At 65.7% G+C, this 20,786-nt stretch carries 19 protein-coding genes; 3 read left to right on the top strand and 16 right to left on the bottom strand.

The window, feature by feature from the left end; all coding sequences use genetic code 11:
• Positions 1–32: 32 nt before the first annotated feature.
• From XH93_RS00195 to murJ, 14 genes are all read right to left on the bottom strand, one after another.
• Complete coding sequence (locus XH93_RS00195; RefSeq protein ID WP_139479347.1) at positions 33–455, bottom strand: helix-turn-helix domain-containing protein; 423 nt, start codon at positions 453–455, stop codon at positions 33–35.
• A gap of 263 nt (positions 456–718) precedes the next feature.
• Positions 719–2,332, bottom strand: a complete 1,614-nt coding sequence (lnt, locus tag XH93_RS00190) for an apolipoprotein N-acyltransferase (RefSeq protein ID WP_194471941.1) — start codon at positions 2,330–2,332, stop codon at positions 719–721.
• A complete protein-coding gene (locus tag XH93_RS00185) occupies positions 2,329–3,444 on the bottom strand; it encodes a hemolysin family protein (RefSeq protein ID WP_194471940.1) in 1,116 nt (371 codons plus the stop codon). The genes lnt and XH93_RS00185 overlap by 4 nt, the downstream gene beginning before the upstream one ends.
• Position 3,445: 1 nt before the next feature.
• The gene (gene ybeY / locus XH93_RS00180; protein WP_139856888.1) at positions 3,446–3,943 is read right to left on the bottom strand and encodes an rRNA maturation RNase YbeY; all 498 of its coding nucleotides are present in this window, start codon (positions 3,941–3,943) and stop codon (positions 3,446–3,448) included.
• Between the two features lie 68 nt (positions 3,944–4,011).
• The gene (locus XH93_RS00175; RefSeq protein WP_194471939.1) at positions 4,012–5,064 is read right to left on the bottom strand and encodes a PhoH family protein; all 1,053 of its coding nucleotides are present in this window, start codon (positions 5,062–5,064) and stop codon (positions 4,012–4,014) included.
• A 5-nt stretch (positions 5,065–5,069) separates the two neighbouring features.
• A complete protein-coding gene (gene miaB / locus XH93_RS00170) occupies positions 5,070–6,455 on the bottom strand; it encodes a tRNA (N6-isopentenyl adenosine(37)-C2)-methylthiotransferase MiaB (RefSeq protein ID WP_194471938.1) in 1,386 nt (461 codons plus the stop codon).
• 237 nt (positions 6,456–6,692) lie between these two features.
• Positions 6,693–7,373, bottom strand: coding sequence for an HAD family hydrolase (locus XH93_RS00165; protein ID WP_194471937.1), 681 nt, complete (start codon positions 7,371–7,373; stop codon positions 6,693–6,695).
• A 5-nt stretch (positions 7,374–7,378) separates the two neighbouring features.
• Complete coding sequence (locus XH93_RS00160; protein ID WP_139479340.1) at positions 7,379–7,828, bottom strand: Fur family transcriptional regulator; 450 nt, start codon at positions 7,826–7,828, stop codon at positions 7,379–7,381.
• A 49-nt stretch (positions 7,829–7,877) separates the two neighbouring features.
• The gene (rimI, locus tag XH93_RS00155; RefSeq protein ID WP_139479339.1) at positions 7,878–8,363 is read right to left on the bottom strand and encodes a ribosomal protein S18-alanine N-acetyltransferase; all 486 of its coding nucleotides are present in this window, start codon (positions 8,361–8,363) and stop codon (positions 7,878–7,880) included.
• Positions 8,360–9,055, bottom strand: a complete 696-nt coding sequence (gene tsaB, locus XH93_RS00150; protein ID WP_194471936.1) for a tRNA (adenosine(37)-N6)-threonylcarbamoyltransferase complex dimerization subunit type 1 TsaB — start codon at positions 9,053–9,055, stop codon at positions 8,360–8,362. The genes rimI and tsaB overlap by 4 nt, the downstream gene beginning before the upstream one ends.
• 88 nt (positions 9,056–9,143) lie before the next feature.
• Entirely contained in the window at positions 9,144–9,710 is a 567-nt protein-coding gene (locus XH93_RS00145; RefSeq protein WP_139856902.1) for a NifU family protein, read from the bottom strand.
• 330 nt (positions 9,711–10,040) lie between these two features.
• The gene (locus tag XH93_RS00140) at positions 10,041–10,535 is read right to left on the bottom strand and encodes a universal stress protein (RefSeq protein ID WP_139479336.1); all 495 of its coding nucleotides are present in this window, start codon (positions 10,533–10,535) and stop codon (positions 10,041–10,043) included.
• A gap of 88 nt (positions 10,536–10,623) precedes the next feature.
• The gene (gene trpS, locus XH93_RS00135; RefSeq protein WP_194471935.1) at positions 10,624–11,676 is read right to left on the bottom strand and encodes a tryptophan--tRNA ligase; all 1,053 of its coding nucleotides are present in this window, start codon (positions 11,674–11,676) and stop codon (positions 10,624–10,626) included.
• Between the two features lie 65 nt (positions 11,677–11,741).
• Positions 11,742–13,280 carry a murein biosynthesis integral membrane protein MurJ gene (gene murJ / locus XH93_RS00130; RefSeq protein WP_194471934.1) on the bottom strand — a complete coding sequence of 513 codons (1,539 nt, stop codon included), beginning with the start codon at positions 13,278–13,280 and terminating at the stop codon, positions 11,742–11,744.
• A 578-nt stretch (positions 13,281–13,858) separates the two neighbouring features.
• Here murJ and XH93_RS00125 point away from each other — a divergent pair.
• Positions 13,859–14,860: an adenosine kinase gene (locus XH93_RS00125; RefSeq protein WP_194471933.1), complete on the top strand. Its 1,002-nt coding sequence runs from the start codon at positions 13,859–13,861 to the stop codon at positions 14,858–14,860.
• A 168-nt stretch (positions 14,861–15,028) separates the two neighbouring features.
• Here the strand turns inward: XH93_RS00125 and XH93_RS00120 are convergent, their stop codons facing one another.
• Positions 15,029–16,735, bottom strand: coding sequence for an AMP-binding protein (locus tag XH93_RS00120; protein WP_194471932.1), 1,707 nt, complete (start codon positions 16,733–16,735; stop codon positions 15,029–15,031).
• Positions 16,736–17,016: 281 nt separating this feature from the next.
• Positions 17,017–18,207 carry a serine hydrolase gene (locus XH93_RS00115; protein ID WP_194471931.1) on the bottom strand — a complete coding sequence of 397 codons (1,191 nt, stop codon included), beginning with the start codon at positions 18,205–18,207 and terminating at the stop codon, positions 17,017–17,019.
• 359 nt (positions 18,208–18,566) lie between these two features.
• On the opposite strand from XH93_RS00115, the gene XH93_RS00110 reads away from it, so the two are divergent.
• Both XH93_RS00110 and XH93_RS00105 read left to right on the top strand, forming a co-directional pair.
• Positions 18,567–18,890: a hypothetical protein gene (locus XH93_RS00110; RefSeq protein WP_139479331.1), complete on the top strand. Its 324-nt coding sequence runs from the start codon at positions 18,567–18,569 to the stop codon at positions 18,888–18,890.
• Between the two features lie 138 nt (positions 18,891–19,028).
• Positions 19,029–20,516 carry an NAD-dependent succinate-semialdehyde dehydrogenase gene (locus tag XH93_RS00105; RefSeq protein ID WP_194471930.1) on the top strand — a complete coding sequence of 496 codons (1,488 nt, stop codon included), beginning with the start codon at positions 19,029–19,031 and terminating at the stop codon, positions 20,514–20,516.
• Positions 20,517–20,786 lie beyond the last annotated feature (270 nt).

Raw genomic sequence — 20,786 nt, 5'->3', positions numbered from 1 at the left:
TCCAGATTTGGCGATCCCTCAAACGGATATGGTCAAGACGAGGCCTGCTCGGACGCCTCGCGCGCGGCGATCTGCTCCACCAGTTCGACGATGCTGCGGCGGAGTTTGGCGTCGTTGATGCGGGTGAAGGCGCGCGTCAGCGCCAGACCTTCGGCGGTTGCCAGGAAATCGGAGACATAGGCCGGTGAGGCGCCCTCGGAAAAGCCGTCGGCGGTCCTGACCCCGCTCGGGCCGCCATCGAACAGGAAAGAGACCGGGACCTGAAGGATTTCGGAGATTTGCTGCAGCCGGCTGGCGCCGACGCGGTTGGTCCCCTTCTCGTATTTCTGCACCTGCTGGAAGGTCAGGCCCAGCGCCTCGCCCAGCTTCTCCTGGCTCATGCCGAGCATGATACGCCGCATGCGGACGCGGCTGCCGACATATTTGTCAACAGGATTGGGCGCTTTAGTGGACATTCCCAACTCTCCTCCTAAGGGATTGCGCGCCCGGGATGAGGCAAGTTGGAAAGGAAGTATGCCTCAGGCGCCGGTGCCGTCAAATCCTGCGAGGAGGATCGGGACGAAATGCGGACAATTTGCGCAAAGGGGCTGACTGGACTTGTGATTTCGATTGGACCCGTACAATGCGAAGTGCACGGTCAATCTGTCAACAGGTGGAATCGCGCTGAGGTAAATTTCGACGTTTTTTCGGGTTCAGCGACAACCGGCGATATGCACCGTCAGGCTTTTCGCCTGGCAAAACGCCGCCGCAACACGATTGCGAGGGCAACCATCACAATCACGGCGGCCGGGATGTTCCCGATACGTGCGTAGATCGTCGGCGCGATGGCCGCCGGCAGGCCGGCGTCGAGCACGCCCTCGATGCCGAGCCCGAGCTGCGCGACCATCCGGCCCACGGGATCGATCACGGCGGAGATGCCCGTATTGGCGGCACGCACCATCGGCAGCCCTTCCTCGATCGAACGCATCCGGGCCTGCTGCAGATGCTGGTAGGGACCGGTCGAGATGCCGAACCAGCCGTCATTGGTGAGGTTGATGATCCAGCCCGGGCGGTCGTCGCGTTCGACGACATTGCCGGGAAAGATCGCCTCGTAGCAGATCAGGGGCAGCGCGCGCGGCGCGTTCGGCACGTCGAGTGGTCGGCGCACCGTGCCCGGGATGAAGCCGCCCACCACCTTGGTGAGCTGCATGAAGCCGAGCTTCTCCATCCACTGCTGGAACGGCAGATACTCGCCGAACGGCACCAGATGCAGCTTGTCGTAGACCGACAACACGCTGCCGTCATGGTCGATGACATAGATCGAATTATAGGCGCGGGTGACGCGGACGCCGGGCGGCAGGTCGGGCGCGCGCACCGAGCCTGTCAGCAACACGGTTCCACGCGGCAGCAGATCGGCGATCTGCGCCATCGCGTCGGCTTCCCGCGTCAGGAAGAATGGAAACGCACTTTCCGGCCAGATCAGGATGGTGGCGTCGCTGACGCCGGTCGATTGCGGTCCCGACGCCCGATCCGACAGAGTGAGATATTTTTGCATCACCGCCGCCTTGGCGGCGTAGTTGAACTTGGCATCCTGCTGCAGGTCGGGCTGCATGATGCGCAGCTTGACGCCGGCGACCATGTTGGTCGGCTCGAGCGACAGGCGGACCGCGCCGAACGCCAGCATCGCCGCCAGCACCAGCACGCCCATAAGCGGCGCAAGCCACGGCCGGCGGCCGCGCGAAAAGCCGTCGATCAGCACGGCCGGGCTCGCGAAGATCGCGACCGCGAGGAATGTCATGCCCCACAGCCCGATCAGCGATGCGGTTTGCGCCAGCGCCAGCGGCTCGCTCAGCGCATAGCCGAACGCGTTCCACGGAAAGCCGCTCAGCATGTGGCCGCGCAGCCATTCCGAAATCGTCAGACTGACCGCGAGCGCCAGCACGCGCGTGATATCGCGCGGCCAGATCAATCGCGCCAGACCGAAGCCGAAGGCGGTGAACAGCGCGAGATAGGCCGGCAGGCCGAGCACCGCGAACGGCGTCAGCCAGGCGAAAGTCTGCGCGTCGACGAAGAAGGCGTAGCCGATCCAGTACAGTCCCGGCACGAAATAGCCGAGGCCGAACCAGAAGCCGGACAGCGCCGCCGCCGGCACGCCGCGCCAGCGTCCGGCCGCGGCGCCGTCGATCAGCCAGACCGCGACAGAAAAGGTCAGAAACAGCACCGGCCAGGCGTTGAACGGCGCCATCGCCAGCGCCGACAGCGCGCCGGCGAGCAGCGCGATCAAGGCCCGCTTCCATCCCCAGGTCAGGATGACCGCCAGCCCGGCCGCGCGGAGTTTGTCGGAAAACCTCACTGCGGACCGGCTCCATCGCCGGACGGCGGCGGGGTGTTGTCATTGGCCTGCGGGGTTCCGGAGTCAGGCGCCTGCTCGCGGCGCCGCTCGCGCTCCTTGCGCGGCGCCGGCCGTTCCTTGCGGGTGGTGATGCGCAGCCGCTTCACCCGCCGCGGATCGGCGTCGAGCACCTCGACCTCGAAATTGCCCGGTCCCGAAATCACCTCGCCGCGCACCGGCAGGCGGCCGACGAACGACACCAGATAGCCGCCCAGCGTCTCGACCTCCTCGCCGGCATCGCCGGTGACGAAATCCTCGCCGATCACCGAGCGCACGTCGTCGAGGCTGGCGCGCGCGTCGGCGATGAAGGAGTTGTCCGGCTGGCGAACGATCGACGGCGGCTCGTCGGAATCGTGCTCGTCGTCGATCTCGCCGACGATCTGCTCGACGATGTCCTCGATCGAGACCAGCCCGTCGGTGCCGCCATATTCGTCGACCACCAGCGCGAGATGGATGCGCGAGGCCTGCATCTGCGCCAACAGATCGATCGCGCGCATCGAGGGTGGGATATAGAGCAGCTTGCGGATGATGTTGGCGTCCGCCAGCGGCAGCGCGAGATCGACCGCGCGCAGGTCGAGCCCGGCCGGGAACGGCTTCTTGCGCCGCGTCTTGGTCGTGTCGGTGACGCGCGCCCGCGCGGTCATGAAGGCGAGCAGGTCGCGGATGTGCACCATGCCCTCGGGATCGTCGAGGGTTTCGTTGTAGACCACGAGCCGCGAATGCGCCGCGCTCTCGAACAGGCTCATCAATTCGCCGAGCGGAATGTCGCGCTTGACCGCGACGATGTCGGCGCGGTGCACCATGACGTCGGCGATCCGCCGCTCGTTGAGCGACAGGATGTTGCGCAACATGGTGCGCTCGATCGCGGAAAAGCCGACGTCGTCGGGCGTCGAGGCATCGAGCACGACCTGCAGATCGTCGCGCACCGAGCCGGCCTTCCAGCCGAACAGCGTGCGGATCGCGCGCACCAGCCAGCCCTCGGCCGCGGGGCGCTGCACCTCGCCGTCATGCACCACTGCGGGGAGATTGCTCACGTTGCGCGGATTGTCGTGGGTCGGTTCGGAATCCGCCATGTCAGTCGATCCGATCCGCATAGGGGTCGGGAATGCCGAGGCGTTTGAGGATCTCGCGCTCGAGATTCTCCATGTCTTCGGCATCGGCGTCGTTCTCGTGGTCGTAGCCGATCAGATGCAGGAAACCGTGCACCGCAAGATGGCTCAAATGATGGTCGAACGGTTTCTGCTCCTCATCGGCTTCCCGCCGCGTCGTCTCGAAGGCGATCGCGATGTCGCCGAGCATGCGCGGGGCATCGTCGTCGCTGCCGTCGCCCTCGGGCTGCAGCGCCGGGAACGACAGCACGTTGGTCGGCTTGTCGATCTTGCGCCAGTTGGCGTTGAGCGTGCGGATGCCGGCATCGTCGGTCAGCATGATTGCCAGTTCGGCATCGGCGACGTCGGCGTCGGCGATTTCCGCGGCCGCCTCGATGGCGCGATGGATCACCGCTTCGGCATCGGGCTCGGTCCGCCAGATGTCGGCGGTGACGAGAACCTCGGTTGCGGGGAACACGGACACGTTCGTTCCAACGTCTGCGTTATGGCCGGAACCCGCATCGCGCGGGCTCGCGGCCGAAGCTATTGGTCTCAAGATCTGGCGTTTGCCGGCTTTTGCGGCAATCCCTCGTAGGCGGCCACGATGCGCGCCACCAATTCATGGCGAATGACGTCCTCGGCCTTGAAATGCACCTGCGCGATGCCCTCGACGCCGTCGAGCAGCTTCATGGCTTCCGCAAGCCCGGAGGCCTGGCCATGCGGCAGGTCGACCTGCGAGGGATCGCCGGTGACGATCATCCGGCTGTTCTCGCCGAGACGGGTCAAAAACATCTTCATCTGCATCGACGTGGTGTTCTGCGCCTCGTCGAGAATGATCGCTGCATTGGTCAGCGTGCGGCCGCGCATGAAGGCGAGCGGCGCGATCTCGATCTCGTTGCCCTGCAGCGCGCGCTCGACGACGCGGGCATCCATCAGATCGTACAGCGCATCATAGATCGGGCGCAGATACGGATCGACCTTCTCCTTGAGGTCGCCCGGCAAAAATCCGAGCCGTTCGCCGGCCTCGACCGCGGGCCGGGTCAGGATGATCTTGTCGACCTCCTTGCGCTCGAACAGTTGCGCAGCATGAGCGACCGCGAGCCAGGTCTTGCCGGTGCCGGCGGGTCCGATGCCGAACACCAGTTCGTGCCGCTTCAGCGCGCGGATGTAGGAATCCTGCGCCGCGGTGCGCGCCCGCACCGCCCGCTTGCGCAGATTGATGGTCTCGAAGGTCGGCTTGGCGGTCTTGTTGTCGAACTCGAACAGCGAGCCCTGTGCGATCACGGCGCGGATCGCGCCTTCGACTTCGCCCTGGTCGACATCGTGACCGGCGACGGCCTGCGTATAGAGCGTCTCGAGCACGCGCCGCGCCGCGTCGCAGCCGTCGCGCGAACCGGCGATGGTGACGTGGTTGCCGCGGGAATCGACCACGACGCCGAGCCGCCGCTCGATCAACGCGAGGTTCTGTCCGTAGGGGCCGACCAGTGCCGATGCGGCGCGGTTGTCGTCGAAATCGATGACGACCTGGGTCTCAGGTGGTGGAGCTTGCATGTCTGGTTTGCGGCTGGGAGCGAGCGAAGACGAATCCGATGCGCTTCTGGGCAAGGATTTCAGGCTCCAATGGTCTGCGAAACGAGGCTCGGTGCTGATGTCGCGAGCTCGCCGATCAGGCTGTAGCGCTCGAGGCTGTCGATCCGCACCGGCAATATTTTTCCGATGATGTCGGGCGAGGCCATCACATGCGCGGGCTGCAGATAGGCGGTGCGGCCGACGATCTGGCCGGGATTGCGCGCAGCGCGCTCGAACAGCACATCGACCGTTGTGCCGATCGCGGCTCGATTGAAGGCCGATTGCTGGCTGTCGATCAGTCCCTGAAGCCGCCCCAAGCGCTCGTCCATCTCTAGAGCTGACACCGTCTCCCGCATCTCCGCCGCCGGCGTGCCTGGCCGGGGCGAATATTTGAATGAATACGCTGCAGCGTAGCCGATTTGCGTGACAAGCGCGAGTGTGGCGGAAAATTCTTCCCTGGTCTCTCCGGGGAAGCCGACGATAAAATCCGATGAAAAAGCAATGTCTTGCCGGGCTGCCCGGAACCGGTCGATGACGCGCCGGTAGTCATCGGCGGTATGTTTGCGGTTCATGGCTGCAAGGATCCGGTCCGACCCCGATTGCACCGGCAGGTGCACGAACGGCATCAGCTCGGGCAGGTCGCGATGCGCCGCGATCAGGGAATCGTCGACATCGCGGGGATGGCTGGTCGAATAGCGCAGCCGCGCAACGCCCGGAATTTCGGCAAGCCGCTGCAGCAGCTTGCCGAGCGGCCAGGCGAGGCCGTCGGGGCCCTCGCCGTGATAGGCGTTGACGTTCTGCCCGATCAGCGTGATCTCGCGCACGCCGTTGTCGGTGAGCTGCTTCACATCGTCGATGATTTTTGCAACCGGACGCGAGACTTCCGCGCCGCGGGTATAGGGCACCACGCAGAAGGTGCAGAACTTGTCGCAGCCTTCCTGCACGGTGACGAACGCGGAGATGCCGCGCGCGCGGATCGCATCCGGCTTCGGCTGCGGCAGGAAGCCGAACTTGTCCTCGACCGGAAACTCCGTCTCCAGCGCGCGGCCGTTGGCTTTGGCGCGCTGCAGCAGCTGCGGCAGGTGATGATAGCTTTGCGGGCCGACCACGATGTCGACGGTCGGGGCGCGATGGATGATCTCCTCGCCTTCGGCCTGCGCGACGCAGCCGGCGACCGCGATCTTCATCTCGCGGCCCGCCCGCGCGGCCTCTTCCTTGGCGGCGCGCAGCCGTCCGAGCTCGGAATAGACTTTTTCCGATGCCTTCTCGCGGATGTGGCAGGTGTTGAGGATCACGAGATCCGCGTCGTCGGCGCTCGCCGTCTCGACAAAGCCCTCGCCGGCCAGCGTGTCCACCATGCGCTGCGCATCGTAGACATTCATCTGGCAGCCATAGGACTTGATGTGCAGCTTGCGCGGCGTCGTCATGGAACCCAAGGTCGTGGATTGGAGATGGCGCCATCCGGGCGCCGGGGCTCAGATATAGCCTAAAGCGGCGAAAATCCAGCGTTCCCGGGCTGTTCCTGTAACCTCCCCTTGAAAAGGGGAGGTTGCTTTGCTCGCCAGAGCAAAGCGGGTGGGGATCTGCTCCCTCCGCAGAGGGCGTCGCCTGCGGCTGACCCCCATCCCGACCTTCCCCCCTTTCAGGGGGAAGGGGAAGGTTACTCACGCAACTGGGGTTTTGGCGCCAATTTCAGCGATCAACCCCGGCAACTCGCGCATATCCGCGAACGTCACCGCCGCCCCCGCCTGGCGCAGCATGTCCTCATGCTCCGCGGTGCAATGACTGCCGCCATAGAACCCGAGCACCGTCATCCCGGCGGCGCGGGCGCCGGTGACGCCGGGCACGCTGTCCTCGATCACGACGCAGCGCACAGGATTCGCGCCCATCTGCTCGGCGGCGAACAGGAACAGATCGGGCGCCGGCTTGCCGCGCTTGACCTGCACGGCGGAGAAAATATGCGGCGCGAGCTGGTCGTAGAGCCCGGCGCAGTCGAGGCCGTGGCGGATTTTTTCCGGCGTGCCGCTCGAGGCCACGCATTTCGGAAGATCGAGCGCCGCGATGGCGTCGCCGACATGCGCGATCGCGCTGAGATCGTCGGCATAGAAGCCGAGCGTCGCCTGCTTGACCTCGGCTTCGAATGTGTCGGGCAGCTTGCGGCCGATCTCGCTCTCCACGATCTGCCGCGCCTCGCGATCGGACACGCCGAGAAAACGTTTCAGCACGCCGCTGGGTGTGATCGGATAGCCGTGACGCGTCAGCGTCGCCGCATGCGCGCGACAGGAGATCACCTCGCTGTCCACAAGCACGCCGTCGCAATCGAAGATGACGAGATCGAATGACACTCGGTTCAGGATTTCTCTTCGTCGAGCGGAACGCAATACAGCTCGAGCCGGTGATCGACCAGCTTGTAGCCGAGCCGGCGCGCGATCTCGGCCTGCAGCTTCTCGATCTCTTCCGAGGTGAATTCGATCACCTTGCCGTCGCGCAGATTGATCAGGTGATCGTGGTGGCTTTCGGGCATCTGCTCGTAGCGGGCGCGGCCCTCGCGGAAATCGTGCCGCTCGATGATGCCGGCATCCTCGAACAGCTTGACGGTGCGGTACACCGTCGAGATCGAGATCTTGTCGTCGACCGCGACACAGCGGCGGTACAGCTCCTCGACATCAGGGTGATCCACGGCTTCCGCCAGCACGCGCGCGATGACGCGGCGCTGTTCGGTCATGCGCATGCCGGTCGCGGCGCAACGCGCCTCGATGCCGGTATTCTTCTGCACAGGCGGGATTTTCACCGTGGTCATGGTCCAGAGCCTCGGGGTAGCAGAGCAGTGTTCTGCCATCGCGCGGATGTTACGACAAGTCGCGCCGCATCAGAAGCGCGTTCAAATGTTCCCCGCCGGGCTGCTTGTAATAGCGTTCGCGGCGGCCGATCACACCGAATCCGGCCTTTTCATAGAGCCGTCGCGCCGGCTGGTTGTTTTCTTCGACCTCGAGAAAGATGGTGCGGATGCCGCGGCCGGCAAGATGACCCAGATGGGTCAACAGCAGGTCGCGCGACAGGCCGCGCCCGCGCTTGCTAGCATCGATCGCGATCGAGAGGATCTCCGCTTCATCTGCCGCCATGCGCGAGACCGCGAAGCCGATGATCTTGCGTCCCTGCCGCAGGCGATGCACCAGCGTGTTGCGCTCGGTCAGCATGGTCTCGAACTCGCCTTCGCCCCAGCCGCGGTGGAACGACGCGCCGTGCAGCTGTGCGAGCCGCGCCGCATCGCGCAGCGTCGCGGGCTCGACCGCGGGCGTGCCGCCGCCCCACCATCGTGCAAGCCAGTCTTTCATGGCGATGGCGGCGCGCTGACCTGGAGTTGATCCCGCGGCGGCTTGGCATCCGGTGCGCGCAGGTAGAACGGGCGCGGCGGCGCGCTGTCCGGATCGACGGCGGCGCCGACCCAGGCCACCCAGGTGATGTCGGGCGCGGCCTGCTTGTCGACCTTGACCGGCGGCGTCGCGTCGGCGGGCCAGCGTTCGGCAAGAATGCTCGCGGCGTTGCCGACCAGATGCAGCGCGCCGAACTGCACGGCCTCGAGCGCCTCCGCGATCGGCGCCACCTTCGGCTTCAGCATCGGACTGCCGTCGCCGCCGACCAGCTGGAAATAGACGTGATCGTGCCGCGCATCGATCGCCGACAGGATGGGGTGCTCGCCGTTCTCGGCCACCACGGGCGCGGCATAGGCGGCGAGGGTCGAGAGCCCGACCACCGGCTTGTCCGCGGCGAGCGCGAGGCCGCGCGCCGCCGAGAGGCCGACGCGCAGGCCGGTGAAGCTGCCGGGGCCGGTGGTGACGGCGATGCGGTCAAGCCCGGCAAAGCCGATGCCGCTCTCCTTCATCACCCGGTCGATCAGCGGCATCAGCGCCTCGGCATGGCCGCGCTGCATCAGCTGCGATTCGATGGCGATGGTATTGCCGGAGGTGGTGTCGAGCACCGCCGCGGCGCAGGCATCGAGCGCCGTATCGATGGCGAGAATCATCATGAGGGGGCGAATGGCCAGTAGGGAATAGCGAATAGGGAATCAAAGCGGATTGCTATTCGCCATTCGCTATTCACCATTCGCCTCCCCATTACATCGGCCGGACTTCCTGCACGTCGGGCACAAAGTGCCGGAGCAGGTTCTGGATGCCGTGCTGCAAGGTCGCGGTCGATGACGGGCAGCCGGCGCAGGAGCCCTTCATGTTGAGATAGACGATGCCGTCCTTGAAGCCGCGGAAGGTGATGTCGCCGCCGTCATTGGCGACCGCCGGACGCACCCGGGTCTCGATCAGGTCCTTGATCTGCTCGACGGTCTCGGCATCTGCCTCGTCGAAGAATTCGTCGGCTTGATCGCCGGCGTCGTCGGCCACGCTGCCGTCGGCGAGCAGCGGCGCGCCCGACATGTAGTGCTCCATGATGGCGCCGAGGATCGCGGGCTTGAGGTGCTGCCAGTCGCCGTCCGCCTTGGTCACGGTGACGAAGTCGGAGCCGTAGAACACGCCGGTGACGCCCGACACGGCGAACAGCCGTTCGGCGAGCGGCGAGCGTGCCGCGGCCTCCGGCGAGGAGAATTCCATGGTCCCGCTGTCGAGCACGGTGCGGCCCGGAATGAACTTCAGGGTGGCGGGATTGGGTGTGGCTTCGGTCTGAATGAACATTTGCTGTCTCCGGCGTCGCCGGTTCAAGGCCGGCGCGTTGGGGTTCCCCCTTCAAATGGCAACTAAAAAGCCGCCGATCAAGCCGCAAAACCGCGGTTCCGGGGGGCTTACCCATGCCTTGGAGTAGGACAAGGTTGAGTTGAAGCGGTTTGGCCTCCGGTTCGGTTCACCTCTCCCCGACGGGGAGAGGTCGATTTGCGCCAGCAAATCGGGTGAGGGGCCGCAGCTCAACGAGAGACCGTAACCCCTCACCCGGCGCTACGCGCCGACCTCTCCCAAGGGAGAGGTAAACTTCCGATGCCGCGCCAGCATAACCCAATCTCGTCGCAGCTAGGACAGGGCGTCGATCTCGGCGTCGGTCAGGCCGCCGGGCACGATGGTGACCGGAATCGGGAACGCGCCCATGGTTTTGGCCATGGTGGTGATGATCGGCCCGGGGCCCTCGGCGCCCGGATTGGCCGCCAGCACCAGCATGGCGATATCGACGTCCTTCTCGATCACGTCGAGGATCTGCTCGGTCGGGTCGCCCTCGCGAATCACCCGCTCCGGGGTGATCGCGGCGATGCCGTTGGCGCGGCCGGCGGCACGGTCGAGCGCCTCGTTGGCGGTCTCCTCGGCCTCGGCGCGCATGATGTCGGCGACGCCGAGCCATTGCTGGTTCTGGTCCTCGGTCTCGATCACCCGCAGCATTACCACGCCGCCGCCGACCCGGATCGCCCACCGGCTGGCATAATAGACCGCGCGGTCCCATTCGGCGGTGTCGTCGACGATGACCAGGCATTTGGGCTGGTGGCCCGTCTCATAGCTGCGTCGCTGGGTGGTCATGCATGTCCCGGTGCTGAACCAAACCAACCCATGCTGCCACACTCCCTCTCCGTTTGGGAGAGGGCGCGCGCAGTTCTTGCCGGGCGTGTCAGCGCTGGCGGATGAAGCCGACGATGTCCTTGGTGGTGCGCATCGTCTCGTCGGCGATGCCGCGGGCGCGGTTGGCGCCGTCGGCCAGCACCGCATCGACATGGCCGGGATCGGCCATCAGCTTCTTCATCTCGCGTGCGATCGGCGCCAGTTTTGCGACGCACACCTCGACCAGCGCGTTCTTGAAGCTGGAGAACTGGCCGCCGCCGAACTGCTTCAGCACCTCCTGCTTGGAGATGCCGGCGAGCGCCGCGTAGATGCCGACCAGATTGTCGGCCTCGGGGCGCGGCTCGAGGCCCTTCTCCTCCGACGGCAGCGGCTCCGGATCGGTCTTCGCCTTGCGGATCTTCTGCGCGATGGTGTCGGCGTCGTCGGTCAGGTTGATGCGCGAATTGTCCGACGCATCCGACTTCGACATCTTCTTGGTGCCGTCGCGCAGGCTCATCACCCGCGTCGCAGGCCCGGTGATCAGCGGCTCCGGCTGCGGAAAGAACAGGCCGTCGGCAAAGCCATGGCCGCGGATCGAATCCGCAAAATCGTTGTTGAACTTCTGCGCGATGTCGCGCGAGAGCTCCAGATGCTGCTTCTGGTCCTCGCCGACCGGCACATGGGTGGCGCGGTACAGCAGGATGTCGGCGGCCATCAGCACCGGATAGTCGTAGAGGCCGACGGAGGCGTTCTCGCGGTCCTTGCCGGCCTTCTCCTTGAACTGGGTCATGCGGTTCAGCCAGCCGATCCGCGCGACGCAGTTGAAGATCCAGGTCAGCTCGGCATGGCCGGCGATCTGGCTCTGGTTGAACACGATGTGCTTCTTGGCATCGATGCCGGCAGCGATGAACGCCGCGGTCACTTCGCGGGTGTTGCGCGCCAGCTCGGCCGGGCCGCCCCAGACCTCGACGCCTTGCGTGATCGCGTGCATGTCGACGACGCAGTAGATGCAGTTGTGCGTCTGCTGCATCTTCACGAAGTTGACGATGGCGCCGAGATAGTTGCCGAGGTGCAGATTGCCCGTCGGCTGGACGCCTGAGAAAACCCGTTCAACGAACGCCATGGTCAAGATTCCCGGAATGCTGGCTTTGGCGGCGTCGTTTGCCACTTAAGGCCCGCGCGCGCAAGTCACGCCGGATGCCTTTGCCTGATGGCGTTAACCGCCTCGCGCCAGCCGGTGACGCCGAAAAGCTGCAAAAGCAGCCCGTAAGCGGCGATCCCGACGGCGATCAGCACGAGGAGGGATGCGGCTTGCACGAAGCCGTGGCGGGTCGCGGCCGGCAGGGCGCCGGTGGCAAGCCACAGCAGCACGCCCATCGCGAGCGCAGCGGCCAGGATCCGCGGCAGCCGGCGGCGGGCGTCGGCATCGATCGCAAAGCCGAAGGTCGCCGCGCCCTTGCGGATCAGCGACGCCGCATTGCTCCAGGCGCCGAGCGCAATCCCGGCGGCGATCCCGTTGGCGCCGAACAGATGGCCGAGCACGAAGGCCGCGGCGATCGCGACCACGATGGATTTCAGCGTCGCGAGCAGCGGCGTCAGGGTGTCCTCGCGCGCAAAGAATGCCGGCGACAGCGCCTTCACCAGCACGTGGGCCGGCAGCGTCAGTGTCAGCCAGATCAGGGCCTGCGCGGTTGCCGCGGTATCCGCGGCCGTGAATGCGCCGTGCTCGAACAGCATGCGCACGATCGGAGTGCTCAGCACCATCAGGCCGAGTGTCGCCGGCAGCGCCAGCCCGGCCGCAAGTTCGAGCGCGCGCGATTCCGCATGCGCAATCGCGGCGTGCTCGCCGCTGCGCACCGCGCGCGTCATCTCGGGGATCAGCACGGTGCCCATCGCGACGCCGACGATGCCGAGCGGCAGCTCGAGCAGGCGGTTGGCGAAATAGAGCCAGGACACCGCCGACGGCGAGGTCGAGGCGATCACCGCGCCCGCCACCATCAGCCATTGCGGCGCGCTGCTCGCGACCATGCCGGGCACCGCGCGGCCGAGGAAGCCGCGCATCTCGGGATCGAACGCGACGCGCAGCGGCGACGCGAATTTCGCGCCGCGCAGCGCCAGCATCGACAGCTGCAGCAAGCCGGCGACGCCGATGGTCGCCGCCATCACCAGCGCGGCCTGCACCGGATCGTGCTGCCGCACCAGCAGCACCGCCATCACTGATATCAGCGCGATGTTGAACAGCAGCGGCGAGAATGCCGTCAGCGCGAAGCGGCCCTGCGCATTGAGCAGCGCCATCATCACGGTGACGGGGCCGGCGAAGGCGAGATAGGGCAGCATCAACCGCGCGTCATCGACGGCGAATTGCAGCGTGTCGCGGCCGACAAAGCCCGGCGCGATCGCCGCGATCACCAGCGGCATCACGAGGCCGAGCACGAGCGCGGCCACGATCACAATTGCGCTGACGGTGCCGAGCACGCGGCCGGCAAAGGCGGTCGCGGCGTCCGCGCCGTCGCGATCGCGCGCTTTCAGCCATGCTGGCACCAGCGCGGCGTTCAGCCCGCCCTCGGCGAGCAGCCGCCGCACCACATTGACGAGCTGAAACGCCGCCAGGAACGCATCCGCCACCGGCCCCGCACCAAGCAGCGCCGCGATCACGGAATCGCGCACGAAGCCGAGCAGCCGCGACGCCAGCGTTCCCGAGGACACCGTGAGGAAGGAGCGGAGCATTGTGTCTGTATAGCAGCGACAAGCGCCGCCGCCAGCGGCACCCTATCAAATCCGTCATCCTGAGAGGGTGTGAAGCTTTGACCTCACCCACCGCTGTCATCGCCCGGCTTGACCGGGCGATCCAGTACGCCGCGGCCTCTCGGTTCATTCACCACTGCCTCTGGAATACTGGATCACCCGCATGCGCGGGTGATGACACCGAGCAAGTTGAGCTAACAAACCCGTCATCCTGAGGTGCGAGCCTTGCGGCGTGCTTGCGCCGTTGGGCGAGCCTCGAAGGATGAATCGGCCACAGTCGGGCCGTGCATCCTTCGAGGCTCGCCGAAGAGGCGAGCGCCTCAGGATGACGGGTCAAAGAGCGCGCGGATGACGGATCAAACAGCGCGGGGATGACGGAATGGGCAACTGCTCGGCGTCGCTTGCTGCCATCATGCCTAACGTGATAGGCCGCAGCCTCTCGCCGGGCATGATCGGGAACAGCGGGCCGGGGCTTCGATCATGGTCAATCCGCAAGCATCGGGTGGAAGGGCGGTTTGATGAACCTCACCCGCTCCGATGCCGCAAAACAGGGCAGGTCTATGGCTGACGCAAAATACGACGTTCTCGGAATCGGCAACGCGATCTTCGACGTGCTGGTGCAGACCGACGAAGGATTCCTCGCCCGTCACGGCATGACCAAGGGCTCGATGCAACTGATCGACGAAGCCCGTGCCACCGCGATCTACAGCGACATGGGCACGGCGACCGAGATGTCGGGCGGCTCCGCCGCCAACACCATCTTCGGTGTCGGCAATTTCGGCGCCCGCGCGGCCTATGTCGGCAAGGTCAAGGACGACCAGATCGGCCGGCTCTATGTCCACGATATCCGCGCCGCCGGCGTCACCTTCGACACCAAGCCGAATGTGACCGGGCCGGCCACCGGCTGCTCCTACATTCTGGTGACGCCGGACGGCGAGCGCACCATGAACACCTATCTCGGCGCCGCGCAGGATCTGACGCCCGACGACATCGATCCGGCTCAGATCGAAGCCGCCAGCATCATCTATCTCGAAGGCTATCTCTGGGATCCGAAGAACGCCAAGGACGCGTTCGTGAAGGCGGCGACGATCGCGCATGGCGCCGGCCGCCAGGTCGCGCTGACGCTGTCGGATTCATTCTGCGTCGACCGCTACCGCGACGAATTCCTCGAGCTGATGCGCAAGGGCATCGTCGACCTGGTGTTCTCCAACGAGTCCGAGCTGCATTCGCTGTACCAGACCGCGGACTTCGACACCGCGCTGAAGCAGTTCGGCGTTGATACAAAACTCGGCGTCGTCACCCGCAGCGAGAAGGGCTGCGTCGTGGTGTCGAAGGAGGGCGTGGTCGCAGCACCGGCCTATCCGATCGACAGGCTGGTCGACACCACCGGCGCCGGCGACCTGTTCGCCGCCGGCTTCCTGGTCGGCCTGGTCCGCAATGTCGGCTACGAGAACGCCGGCCGTCTCGGCGCACTTGCCGCCGCCGAAGTGATCCAGCACATCGGCGCCCGCCCGCTGGTGTCGCTGAAGGAGCTGGCGAAGGCGAAGGGGCTGCTGGTGTAGGTTTTCCTTCGCCTCTCCCCGCCTGCGGGGAGAGGCCGGAATGCATCGCCAGATGCATTCCGGGTGAGGGGGAGTCTCCGCGCACTCCTCCGCATCGAATTTGCGGAAGCAGCCCCTCACCCCAACCCTCTCCCCGTGAAGAACGGGGAGAGGGAGAAGGGAGCGACCTCACGCCGTCTTCGCCGCCTTCAGCCCCAGCCGCTTCTCCACGGCCTCGCGCATCACGAATTTCTGGATCTTCCCGGTCACCGTCATCGGGAATTCCTCGACGAATTCGACATAGCGCGGGATCTTGTTGTGGGCGATCTGGCCCTGGCAGAACGCGCGCACCTCGTCCTCGGTCAGCGTCTCGCCTGACCGCAAGCGCACCCAGGCGCACAGCTCCTCGCCATAGCGGTCGTCGGCGACGCCGAAAATCTGCACGTCCTGGATCTTGGGGTGGCGGTACAAAAATTCCTCGATCTCGCGCGGATAGAGGTTCTCGCCGCCTCTGATGACCATGTCCTTGATGCGGCCGACGATGTTGCAATGGCCCTCGTCGTCGATCACGGCGAGATCGCCGGTGTGCATCCAGCCATTGGCGTCGAGCACGTCGGATGTCTTCTCCTTCTCGTCCCAATAGCCGAGCATCACGCTGTAGCCGCGGGTGCAGAGCTCGCCGCGTTCGCCGCGTGCTACCACCTTGCCGTCGAGGTCGACGACCTTGACCTCGACATGCGGATGGATGCGGCCGACGGTGGAGACGCGTCGCTCCAGCGGATCGTCGGTCGCGCTCTGAAAGCTCACCGGGCTGGTCTCGGTCATGCCGTAGGCGATCGTCACCTCGCGCATGTTCATCTCGGTGTTGACGCGCTTCATCACCTCGATCGGGCAGGGCGCGCCGGCCATGATGCCGGTGCGCAGCGACGACAGGTCGAAGTGCGCAAATTCCGGATGATCGAGCTCGGCGATGAACATGGTCGGCACGCCGTACAGCGTCGTGCATTTCTCCTGCGCCACCGTGGTCAGCGTCGCCAGCGGATCAAAGCCCTCGCCGGGATACACCATGGTGGTGCCGAGCGTGACCGAAGCGAGGTTGCCCATCACCATGCCGAAGCAGTGATAGAGCGGCACCGGGATGCAGATGCGGTCCTGCTCGGTCAGCCGCATCGCGCGACCGGTGAAGTAGCCGTTGTTGAGGATGTTGTGATGGGTCAGCGTCACGCCCTTGGGCGAGCCGGTGGTGCCGCTGGTGAACTGGATGTTGACGGGATCGTCGAACTGCAGGCTTTCGCCGAGCGCAAGAAGCTGCTCGCGGTGCCGCGGCCCGCCCATCTGCGCTACCTGCTCGAACGGAATCGTGCCCGGCGCCGCCGGGCCGCCGATCTGGATCACCGCGCGCAGCTGCGGCAGCCGGGCCGAGCGCAGCTGGCCGGGTTCGGCGCGCGCCAGTTCGGGCAGCAGCGTGTTGATCATGTCCATATAGGCCGAGGTCTTGAACGCGGTCGCGGTGACGATCGCGGCGCAGCCGACCTTGCCGAGCGCGAATTCGAGCTCGCTCAGGCGATAGGCCGGATTGATAGTGACGAGGATCAGCCCGGCCTTGGCGGCGGCGAATTGCGTCAGCGTCCATTCCGGCCGGTTCAGCGACCAGATCCCGATCCGCTCGCCGCGTTGCAGGCCGAGCGCGAGAAAGCCCGCCGCCAGCGCCTCGACACGTTCGGCGAACTCGTTCCAGGTCCAGCGCACATTGTGGCTGGGCGACACCAGCGCCTCGCGCTCGCCCCAGCGCGCCCGCGCGCGATCGAGGCTGCGGCCGATGGTTTCGCCGAGCAGCGGCGTATCGGAAATGCCGCAAACATAGCTGTCCGCCTTGGGTGCCAAGATCTTAGGCATCAAGATCGTTCCTCCTCGCGTTTGTCGTCGCGTTGAGCGCGATCTTAGCGGTTTGGATCGGGCCTGATAGGCCCGACCTATGGCGGGTATCGCGACGTGCGCGCCTGCGATCCGCGGCGGTGCTGTACGGCTCCCTCTCCCCGTTCTTCACGGGGAGAGGGTCGGGGTGAGGGGCTGCCTCCGCATGAACGGTAGCAGTTGAATTTGCGGAGGCTCCCCCTCACCCGGATCGCATCTTCGATGCGATCCGACCTCTCCCCGCAAGCGGGGCGAGGTGATTTTCAAGCCGCCTTCTGCCCGCTGCCGGCGAGCCCGCCATAGATGCCGCGCTCGAAGCCTGCAAAGGCCTCCAGGCTGTGCTTGTCAGCGAACGGCAGCAGTTGCGTCAGGATCACGCCGCAGACATCGCGCGACGGATCGATCCAGTAGTAGGTGTTGGCGAGCCCGGCCCAGGCGAGGCTGCCGGGGCTGCGGCCTTCCGGTGTCTTGGCGGTGTTGATCAGGAAGCTCAGCCCCCATTTCTTCACCTGGTCCGGATAGAGATCGACGTCATTTGTGAAGGGCGGCGCCGCCGTCGTCATCTTGGTGACGCTGAGATCGCCCATCTGGTTCTGGCCCATCGCCGCGACCGTCTCCGGCTTCAGCAGCTGGTTGCCGTTGCCTTTGCCCTTGTTGAGGATCATCTGGCAGAACTTGATGTAGTCGGCCGCGGTCGAATACAGCCCGCCGCCGCCCATGTGGAATTCAGGGTTCTGCTCGAGCTCGAACGGGATCGCCGCCAGCGTGCCGTCCTCGCCGCGCGCATGCATGCCGACCAGCCGCTTGCGCATGTCGTCCGAGATCTTGAAGCCGGTCTCGCCCATGCCGAGCGGCGCGAACATGTTGTCGCGCAGATAGGCATCGAGCTTCTTGCCGGATGCGGCCTCCACGGCCTTGCCGACGAAGTCGATATTGATGCCGTATTCCCAGCGCGTGCCGGGATCGCTGGCGAGCGGGGTCTTCAGCGCGGCATTGAGGCAGGAGATGATCCCGGGCGTGCCGGTCTTCTCCATGTATTTGCCCATGTCGGCGTTCCACAGATCGTAGCAGAAGCCGGCGGTGTGGGTCATGAGCTGGCGCAGCGTGATCTGCCCCTTCGCCGGCCGCAGTTTTGGTTCGCCCTTGGCGTCGAAACCGTCCAGCACCTGCGGCGCGGCGAGCTCGGGCAGCAGCTTGCCGATCGGCTCGTCGAGCGACAGTTTTCCCTGTTCGACGAGCTGCATCGCGCCCGCGCAGGTCACCGCCTTGGTCATCGAGGCGATCCAGAACACGCTGTCCTGGGTCATCGCATCGCTCTTGGAGAGGTCGCGTTTGCCGAACGCGCCCTGATAGATCACCTCGTTGCCGGTCGCCGCGATGGCGACGACGCCGGGAATCTCCTTTGCCTCGCTCTTCTGACGCAGCACCTGATCGATCTGAGCCTTGCTTTGCATTGGGGGTCTCCTCCGGTGGGACATTGTTCTGGAGTGGCGGGATCATCGTCCCGCTTTCCGGGTCCCGCAAGGCGGACGCGAGGCGCGATTGTGTCGCGATCGCGTGATGGTGAGGCCCTTACGCCGACCTTGCGCCGCGCCGGCGCGCACCGGATGTAAACCACGCGTGGAGATTTTGCGGTGGACGTCGCGGCAAGCCGCGTGACCCCCGCCGATGCCCACGGTAACGTGATGGAGAAATCGATTTTGGTGCCTGATTTTTTATATTAACGCATTCAGATCGCTGCACAAAAGGTGCGGCGCGGTTCAAATGATTTGACGAAAACGATCGTCATATTCGGGGTTGCGGGGACGCAGCAATGATTTCGACCTGGAGTGAATGGAAGCGCTATCCGCGGCCTGGCCGCGGCGAGAATATCGAGGCGCCGATCAGCCCTGGCCTTTATGAGGTTCGCTACGCCGGTACCGGTGCGCTGCACTCGTTCGAGGCGGTCGAAAACGTGGCGCAGGCGCTCGCGCTGCTGCAGACCGGCGCGAAATCCTGGTTCAGCCGCCGCGACCCGGCCGCGCAGGCCGATCTCGAATACCGCACCTGCGCAACCTCGACCAAGGCGGACGCCAAGGCCGCCGCCGAACGCATGATCGGCCGCCGCGAGACCTATATGAGCGGCGGCGCGGTGTGAGCCGCATCGTGCCGGAATGACGGGCGGATAGAGCCGCATTTGCGCGCCAGCAGGCGCGCGCCGCGGGCAATGCATCTGTCCGCGTTTCGGCCTATATAGGCGGCAATACCCCCTCCAAAAAAATCGAGGAGCAACGCCATGACCCCGCCCGTCGCCGCACGCGCCACGCAATCCGCATCTTCCCTGCAGCTGAAGGACCCGTCGCTGCTGCGCGACCGCTGCTTCATCGACGGCGCCTGGGTCGGAACCCCGTCGCGTCCGGTGACCAATCCGGTCAACGGCGTGGAACTGGCCAAGGTGCCGGTCATGAGCACCGCGGAGACGACGCAGGCGGTGGAAGCCGCCGAGCGCGCGTTCCCGGCCTGGGCCAAGCTGACCGCCAAGCAGCGCTCCAACATCTTGCGCAAATGGTTCGAACTGATCGCCGCCAACCGCGAGGACCTCGCGCTGATCCTGACCTCCGAGCAGGGCAAGCCGCTCACTGAAGCGCTCGGCGAGATCGATATCGGCGGCGCCTATGTCGAGTTCTTTGCCGAGGAGGCGCGTCGGGTCTATGGCGAGACCATTCCGACGCAGCGCGCCGATGCGCGGCTGCTCGCGATCCGGCAGCCGATCGGCGTCTGCGGCGCGATCACGCCGTGGAATTTCCCGTGCTCGATGATCACCCGAAAGGTCTCGCCGGCGCTGGCGGCCGGCTGCACCGTGGTGCTGAAGCCCGCCAACGAGACCCCGCTGACGGCGCTGGCGCTCGTTGCGCTGGCGGAAAAGGCCGGCGTGCCGAAGGGCGTGTTCAACATCCTTACCGGCAATTCGTCGGCGATCGGCAAGGTGCTGTGCGAGCATCCTGCGGTGCGCTTCGTCGGCTTCACCGGCTCCACCGAGGTCGGCAAGATCCTCTACGAGCAGGCCGCGGTCGGCGTGAAGAAGCTCGGCCTCGAGCTCGGCGGCAACGCGCCGTTCGTGGTGTTCGACGACGCCGATATCGACGCCGCGGTCGAGGGCGCCATCGTCTCGAAATATCGCAACATGGGCCAGACCTGCGTCTGCGCCAACCGCCTCTATGCCCAGGACAAGATCTACGACGAATTCGTCGACAAGCTGTCGAAGAAGGTCGCCGCGATGAAGGTTGGCGACGGCACCGAAGCGGGCGTGACCCAGGGCCCGCTGATCAACATGGACGCCGTGCTCAAGGTCGAGAAGCACATCGAGAATGCCGTCAAGGGCGGCGCCAAGATCATCACCGGCGGCAAGCGCCACGCGCTCGGCGGCTCGTTCTTTGAGCCGACCGTGCTCGCCAACGTGAAGCCGGACGCGCTGGTCGCGCATGAGGAGACGTTCGGGCCCTTGGCGCCGGTGTTCCGCTTCAAGGACGAGGCCGAGGTGGTTGCGATGTGCAACAACTCACCGTTCGGCCTCGCCTCCTACTTCTACTCGCGTGATATCGGCCGGGTCTGGCGCGTCGCCGAAGCGCTGGAGTCCGGCATGGTCGGCGTCAACACCGGCCTGATCACCACCGAGGTGGCGCCGTTCGGCGGCGTCAAGGAAAGCGGCCTCGGCCGCGAAGGCTCGCGCCACGGCATGGATGAATATGTCGAGATCAAATACGTGATGATGGCCGGCGTCTGACCCCATCCATTCCCGCCGTCCGGCGTTCTCGCCGGACGGCGGGAATTCCGCGCCCGGTGAGCGCTCTCTTGCGCGATGAGATTAGGTGAGCTGGAGCGGCATCGGAGCTTCACCTCTCCCTTGGGAGAGGTCGGATCGCATCGAAGGTGCGATCCGGGTGAGGGGTCGCGGTCTCTCATTGGAGCTGGAGCCCCTCACCCGATTTGCTGCGCAAATCGACCTCTCCCCGTCGGGGAGAGGTGGATCGAACCCGCGGTCAATCCGATTCAA

Origin of the sequence: Bradyrhizobium sp. CCBAU 51753, from assembly GCF_015291565.1 — a bacterium.
Classification (GTDB): domain Bacteria; phylum Pseudomonadota; class Alphaproteobacteria; order Rhizobiales; family Xanthobacteraceae; genus Bradyrhizobium; species Bradyrhizobium ivorense.
Note: the sequence above shows the minus strand (reverse complement) of the source record. Positions and strands in the feature narration are given on the sequence as shown.